Raw genomic sequence first — 4,251 nt, forward strand, 5'->3', positions numbered from 1 at the left:
TTTCCAACCGGTATTAACGATCTGGTAATGATCCCGTTCTGTATCAAAAATGAGCTGGGTTTGGATGGCCAGATTCGCCGACTTAATACTGGCGCGTTTTTTAAGCAAGTCCTGAATATGCTGTCGATACACATCTAGTTTATCCATTGAGTAATCCTTGGTTGGGAAACGTCATAAACTAAAATAGGAACCTGATTAACCTTGATCGACTTTTGTATAAACGGATAAGTAAAAAAAACACTGTAAATAGTGTTAGGAACCGCAAGATGAAGTGTTCGATCAGGCTCCTCATCTTCTAAGGCAAGACGATAGTTAATAAACTGCCCAATTGCACCATGGAATTCTGAAATCCTTGAAGTTGATAGAAAGCTTTTAACTTCAATAGCTATTTTTTCATTATTCCGTTCAGCAGCAATCAGGCGTTCTGCCCCCAAATCAATGTAGAGATCGGTAAAACCCAGATCAATGCGATAAGGATCGTGGGTAATGCTCCAACCGTCATTGATTAGAGCATCCTTAACTAGATCATGGAATTGATCCTTAGCAGACATGGGGAAAAAGGTACAGGTGTTAACAAACGTCTATTATATAGGTTAGCAAAAAGGGAATCCGCTTTTTTGATGGGTTAATTGGGTCAAGTACAGTTTCGACTTCGATCACTCCTGATATGAGAGTATTTTCCATACAACAGAGATCTAAACCTAAAACTCTTAGTTATTACTTTTAGTTATTAATTTCATCAGTTACTTCCTCCTGGAAAGAATTAGAAGCAAAAAGACCGCGTCCCACTTTTTTCCACCTCCCTTCTTTTGCACCTCGACGCAATTCCGTAGACAAGGAGTTTTTAGCACGGAGTTGCTCATCATCAGATTTGGCATCAAATAGTCTGCTGACAATCTGTTCTCGGTTAACCGGAGCAGCAAAGTTATCTAAGATAATCTCTACCGCTTCCCAGAAGGTTTTACCTCTAAATTCTGGATATAACATATCTCTGGGATTGCGCTTATCACCCTCCTCATCCTCTTGGTTTTTTATTTGGTTTTCTTCAAATGATTTCTCCTCTAATTCATCATCAAAAAAATTGACTTTGCCGACATTGCTATTTGAATTTACAGTGGTATCTTGTTCAGACAAATGATTGCTATTGACCTCATTTTTTTCCTGCAAGGCTATCGCTATGTCCGCTACCATATCAATATCATTGCTGGATAGTTCTGCTTCAAGCTTATCCTTAAAATAGGCAACATTTGCCCGCTTTTGCTCGACTAAATTATTTAATTTAAGAAGGTTTGCTTCCGCTTCAGCAAGTTCTTGCTGGGTTTGTTTTAGCCGATCTTTGATCCAATTAATATGGTCTTCTTGAGCAGATTTAATATTCATGGTTGTGAGCTGAATGTTTTTTTATCAAGCTTTTACGGAAAGTATACCAGTCTTTTTTTAGTTTTGGCAATCGAGCAAAAAATCAATAAAAATAACAAATAGTTATTTTGCTCAACCCCTTAGTATCCTTCTGTCCCAATCCTGCTAAAGAAAGGTAGTCACAAGTACAGGACTTAGGCAAAACTGGTCAACAAATCCTATAAATAGTAGGATGCATTAATAAAAACCGCTACAGGTAGGGTTGCTGGGGAAGTCCTGACTCTTATGAGTATGTAATAGGATTGCCTGTTTGCCTGCGCTGCGCTCTACCTTAAAACGCGATCGCTCAATCACTTTTAGTTATTTATATATAACTAATTAATAAACTATGAACCCAGAAGACTTTGAGGATAGCTCTATTGTACTTAAGTTTCATGTGTCACAAGAGAGTATCAAGTTTCCCAAGACTTACCCAGTAGATCTACCTGTAGAGTGTGTGATTAACCCACCCTACTACTGATAGAGTTTCGTCTCTAGTTTGGCGTCAGTCCTTTACCTCAACGGCTTTTTGCTGACTTCTGGCTCCTAATCAAGACTTCGAGCATAACCAGTCCAAGATCCTCTATCTGCTTCTTCTGTGCAAGTCAGTCCAGCTGTCGATGCAGTGTTAATCAATAGTTACCTAATATCCTTGATTAATTTTAACGTATAACGCCCCCTATGTAACTTTAAATCCAGCTCTAATTTAGATGAACTAGTTAATTGTTTGCTATAACTAAAAAAAATCTGTGATCAGAGCTGCTGTTACCTTGTTACAAAATTAATCTGTCGTCTGATTTTAATAGTTAATATTAGCTATATAAATAAACCTGATTTTTTGCTGAGTATCACCTAAATTTAGCCTTAAAATTAAGCAAAAGTATTCTTATTAAATTTAAATTAGTTTCACTAGCTTTAGCTCCCAAAAACTATTGTATGATGATCATCAACAAGCAATTGATACTGCAATTGTTTGTTGGCCACTCTCTAGAAAGCTGATCGCCCTAGGCTGAAGGCTAAATGCTTAACTGCCTTCAGCCGTCAGCCGTCAGCCGTTAGCCGTCAGCTTTTAGGTCACCCTAAACGAACAGCCGTAAACTGAGGTAACAGAGATTAAACCAATGCTTACTTGTTTTATTCAAAAGCTGTGCGCTTAGCGTGCGCATAAGCTGATAGCTGATAGCTGATAGCTGATAGCTTACCTGTAAACTTATAAACTTTTGTTAATTTCATTACCCAACAAGCTATTTAAGATAACCATATCTGTAGATAATTTGATTACTATGTCTCAAGTTCAAGTGCAACGCTCCCAACTCATGATAAGTACAAGAAGAAGCAGTCAATCTCGTCCCCGAAACGTCATGAAGGGTTTAAAGTTAGTTTCATTAACATTACTGGCAATGGTGATGGTACTGGTGGTACATGCTGAGCCGAGTTTCGCACAGGAATCCGCTAGTAGTGGAGGATTCAATCCCCAAGAAATATTGCGCAATGCTTTGCAGTGGATTGATAGTCTCGGACCCATCGGAGCGATCGCATTTATCGCAATCTATATCATTGCTGCCGTAGCATTTTTGCCTGGGTCTATCCTAACCCTAGGGGCTGGGGTAGTATTTGGTGTTTTCTTAGGCTCAATCTATGTGTTCATCGGAGCCACTATCGGAGCCACGGCTGCTTTTCTGGTTGGACGTTATCTAGCTAGGGACTGGATTGCTCAAAAAATTGCTGGAAATGATAAATTTAGTGCCATTGATGAAGCAGTAGGTCAGGAAGGATTGAAAATTGTGTTCTTGACTCGACTATCTCCGGTATTTCCCTTCAATCTCTTAAACTATGCCTATGGTCTAACTGGGGTTTCGCTGAAAGACTACGTCTTAGGCTCCTTTGGCATGATTCCAGGAACATTAATGTACGTTTACATCGGTTCTCTGGCTGGAGACCTGGCCACTCTTGGTAGTGGTGACGCACCCACCAATCCCACTGTCCAGTGGGCAATTCGGATTATTGGTTTTATCGCCACTGTGGCAATAACACTTTTTATTACTAATCTGGCTAAGAAGGCTTTAGACAAAAGAGTTTCTAAGGAAACAGTTTAGAAGGTTAACAAGTTGAAGGTTAGCAGGTTTAAGGTTAGGAGGTTGAAGGTTGTTCGCGTAGCGTGGCCTTTTGGCCAAGGTTGAAGGTTATAGGTTAGGAAGTTGAAGGTTGTTCGCGTAGCGTGGCCTTTTGGCCAAGGTTGAAGGTTGTTCGCGTAGCGTGGCCTTTTGGCCAAGGTTTAAGGTTAGGAAGTTTAAGGTTAGCAGGTTAAAGTTAAAGGTTATAGGTTATAGGGATCCGTTTAGGAATTGTAATAATTTTTGTTCCCGATTCCCGATTCCCGATTCCCGATTTCCGACTCCCGACTCCCGATTCCCGACTCCCGATTCCCGACTCCCTGCTCCCTGCTCCCTAATCCCTAAAAAATTAATTTAATTTTGAACTATCAAAGGAGTTATTATAAATGTCAAGTTCTCAATACCAAAGAGTTACTGTCCCACCCATGGATCAGTATAACCAGAGGTTGGTTAACTACGTTCATCCAGGGGATTGGGTTAATCCGAAACCTGTTGATTGTTATGACTTAGTAGTTATTGGTGCTGGTACAGCTGGATTAGTTACAGCAGCAGGTGCAGCAGGTATCGGTGTTGGTTTGAAGGTGGCGTTGATTGAACGACATTTGATGGGTGGGGATTGTTTAAATGTAGGTTGTGTCCCCTCCAAGTGTTTGATTCGGTCATCTCGGGTAGTGGCTGAGATGCGCAATGCCGGAGCCTTTGGGGTTAAAGTTCCAGATAATATTGAAGTAGACTTCCC

Annotated in this window: 7 protein-coding genes; 3 read left to right on the forward strand and 4 right to left on the reverse strand. The window is 40.3% G+C overall.

Going from position 1 to position 4,251, the window contains the following annotated elements:
- The 3 genes from F6K38_RS36060 to F6K38_RS36070 all read right to left on the reverse strand — a co-directional run.
- A partial coding sequence (locus tag F6K38_RS36060; protein ID WP_287359850.1) for an element excision factor XisI family protein occupies positions 1-147 on the reverse strand: 147 nt, incomplete at its 3' end.
- Positions 135-551 (reverse strand): element excision factor XisH family protein, encoded by a 417-nt coding sequence (locus F6K38_RS36065; protein ID WP_071107197.1) that lies wholly within the window; start codon positions 549-551, stop codon positions 135-137. The genes F6K38_RS36065 and F6K38_RS36060, both read right to left, overlap by 13 nt.
- 172 nt (positions 552-723) lie before the next feature.
- Positions 724-1,380 carry a hypothetical protein gene (locus tag F6K38_RS36070; RefSeq protein WP_287247920.1) on the reverse strand — a complete coding sequence of 219 codons (657 nt, stop codon included), beginning with the start codon at positions 1,378-1,380 and terminating at the stop codon, positions 724-726.
- Between the two features lie 367 nt (positions 1,381-1,747).
- Here F6K38_RS36070 and F6K38_RS36075 point away from each other — a divergent pair, with 367 nt between their 5' ends.
- Together F6K38_RS36075 and F6K38_RS36080 are read left to right on the forward strand one after the other, a co-directional pair.
- Positions 1,748-1,879 (forward strand): hypothetical protein, encoded by a 132-nt coding sequence (locus F6K38_RS36075; RefSeq protein WP_008186906.1) that lies wholly within the window; start codon positions 1,748-1,750, stop codon positions 1,877-1,879.
- An 880-nt stretch (positions 1,880-2,759) separates the two neighbouring features.
- A complete protein-coding gene (locus tag F6K38_RS36080) occupies positions 2,760-3,494 on the forward strand; it encodes a TVP38/TMEM64 family protein (protein WP_008186908.1) in 735 nt (244 codons plus the stop codon).
- On the opposite strand, the gene F6K38_RS36085 is transcribed toward F6K38_RS36080, so the two are convergent.
- The gene (locus F6K38_RS36085; RefSeq protein ID WP_131827262.1) at positions 3,491-3,670 is read right to left on the reverse strand and encodes a hypothetical protein; all 180 of its coding nucleotides are present in this window, start codon (positions 3,668-3,670) and stop codon (positions 3,491-3,493) included. The two genes, F6K38_RS36080 and F6K38_RS36085, sit on opposite strands and share 4 nt — an antisense overlap.
- A gap of 228 nt (positions 3,671-3,898) precedes the next feature.
- On the opposite strand from F6K38_RS36085, the gene F6K38_RS36090 reads away from it, so the two are divergent.
- The coding region (locus F6K38_RS36090) for an FAD-dependent oxidoreductase (protein ID WP_287359848.1) at positions 3,899-4,251 on the forward strand (353 nt) is incomplete at its 3' end.

Origin of the sequence: Moorena sp. SIO3B2 (assembly GCF_010692525.1) — a bacterium.
In the GTDB taxonomy this organism is placed as follows: Bacteria; Cyanobacteriota; Cyanobacteriia; order Cyanobacteriales; family Coleofasciculaceae; genus Moorena; species Moorena producens.